Source organism: Micrococcus sp. ACRRV, from assembly GCF_022346985.1.
In the GTDB taxonomy this organism is placed as follows: Bacteria; Actinomycetota; Actinomycetes; order Actinomycetales; family Micrococcaceae; genus Micrococcus; species Micrococcus porci.
Genome location: NZ_JAKRNH010000185.1, coordinates 1 through 1,940, shown reverse-complemented (window position 1 = coordinate 1,940; position 1,940 = coordinate 1). Strand labels below are relative to the sequence as shown.

The window sequence follows — 1,940 nt, the reverse complement described above, 5'->3', positions numbered from 1 at the left end:
GCCGGTCCGGGTCGGGAGCATCGGGGCGATCAACTCCCATTGGGTGTCAGAGAGCATCTGGAACCGGGACATGTCCCCAGGGTCTCAGCTGACTCGTGCATCTATTCTCAGACACGCCCTAATGGGCGGCTCTGAAGGTTTCGGTAGTTCCGCGAGGGCTCTTTGCCTGGTTTGCCTGAGTAGGCACCCAGAGAAACTTGCTAGCACGCTAGCTAACTTGCATGCTCCCTAGTCAGCACGCTTGCATGCTTGCTGACTAGGGAGCTTGCGTAAAAGCATGCGTGCATGCATACCTTGATGGTCTACTCCGAGGCCGGCGGTGTCGCCAAGACGACGACTGCTGTTTCCTTGGCCATGTCCTGGGCTGAGCAGGGCCGACAGGTGGTCCTGATCGATCTGGATCCTCGTGCGGCTGCCACGAAGTGGGTGGACGTGGAACCCACCGAGCCTGGCCTGCACATCGGCGCGGTGATCGGCAACCCCGACCCCACCGGCTGGGTGCAGGATCTGGCCGTGCCCTCCGGCTGGCACGAGAACCTTCGCGTGGTTCCCTCTGATCGGTCCTTGTCGCACCAGGAGTCCGACCGAGCGGACCACGCCCACCTGCGTCTGCGCATGGCCTTGAGCGATCTGCAGGCAGATCTGGTGGTCATCGACTGCCCCAACCGTCAGGGCGGGCCGTTGACCCAGAACGCGTTCACCGCCTCAGACGGGGTGATCTACGCCGCCCGCCCCACCTCGGACGGCTGCGACGGGGTACACGGGGCGCGCCAGAGCGTGGCCGCGTTCAAACAGTCCATGGCGCTGCTGGGAGCGGCAGACCGGCTCGTCGAGGTGGGCATCGTCGTCTCGGACTACCGAGACCACATCACCCCCAAGGACCAGACCGTCGCCGTCGAGGAGCTGCGCGAGACCGGGCTGCTGCTCACCCCCCTGGTGCCCGCCCGCTCCATCGTCCCAAAGGCACGTCTGGCCTGCGACTGGCTAGGCCGCTACGAGAAGGGCGAACCCGTCGCCGCCGCCTACGCCGACCTGGCCGGCCTCATCTTCGAAAGGATCACCGCATGAACGAGAAGCAGCTTGAGCCCGACCTGAGCCTGCGAGCACAGCGACGCAAGCCCACCCCGGCACCCCACACCCCGGCTCCCGGAGCGGTGATCCCCGTAGAGCCGGCGACAGCCTCGGACCCGGCCGGCGGGTATGCGCCCCTGGCTCGGCGTGGGGCGCCGACCGTGGCGCTGAACGTGCGGGTGCCCGAAGCGATCCGCGACGCGGTGCGCCGAGAGGCCGCCACGAACCCGGCAACGCCCAGCCAGGCTGCGGTCATCGAGGCCCTGGTCCGCGCGCACCTGATGAACTGACCGGTGCGCCAGGCCGAGGGGTCTGAGCTGATCCTCCAGGCCATCGGAGACGCCTGCCCCTTCCAGGGCTGAGGACCCTTGAGCGTCCTGGGTGCCGGCCCCGTGTTCACTGCGCAACGTGGGCAGGCTGAAAGACGTCTGCCACAAACCCCGCCGGGGCCGGTGTTGTGGCGAGCTGATTGAGGCCAGTCTTTGGCCGTCTGGCAGGCGACTTGGGGAGGCTGCCGGAGACGTCTGGGGCGTGTGCCAGAAACGACCGATTGTGCCGAGTATCGGAGCGAAGCCTCACTGGGTGGGCGGGTGTGGCGGTCGTCGCGCCTCCGGAAGGTGCTCATCTGCGGCACGGTGGGCTTCAAGGTTCAGCGGCATCTCGTTGTCATGCCGGGGGTGCGTGGACCAGCTGGCGACGTGCGGGGTTTGCCCCGTTGCCATGGGGGACTGCCCTCGGCGGGGCAGGGGTGGAGGGCGCCGTGCACAGCTGCTGAAAGGCGAGGGAGTGCGGGTCGATGCCCTCTCGAATCGACCACGTCCCCTAATGCTCGACGAGGACCTTGTCGGCCAGGGTGTCCAGGTCGTAGT

2 protein-coding genes are annotated in these 1,940 nt (G+C 67.2%); both read left to right on the top strand.

From position 1 onward, the window contains the following. The first annotated feature begins 285 nt into the window (after positions 1-285). Positions 286-1,068, top strand: a complete 783-nt coding sequence (locus MHY29_RS11930) for a ParA family protein (RefSeq protein ID WP_239241505.1) — start codon at positions 286-288, stop codon at positions 1,066-1,068. Beyond that, positions 1,065-1,361 carry a hypothetical protein gene (locus MHY29_RS11925; protein WP_224355386.1) on the top strand — a complete coding sequence of 99 codons (297 nt, stop codon included), beginning with the start codon at positions 1,065-1,067 and terminating at the stop codon, positions 1,359-1,361. The genes MHY29_RS11930 and MHY29_RS11925 overlap by 4 nt, the downstream gene beginning before the upstream one ends. Positions 1,362-1,940 lie beyond the last annotated feature (579 nt).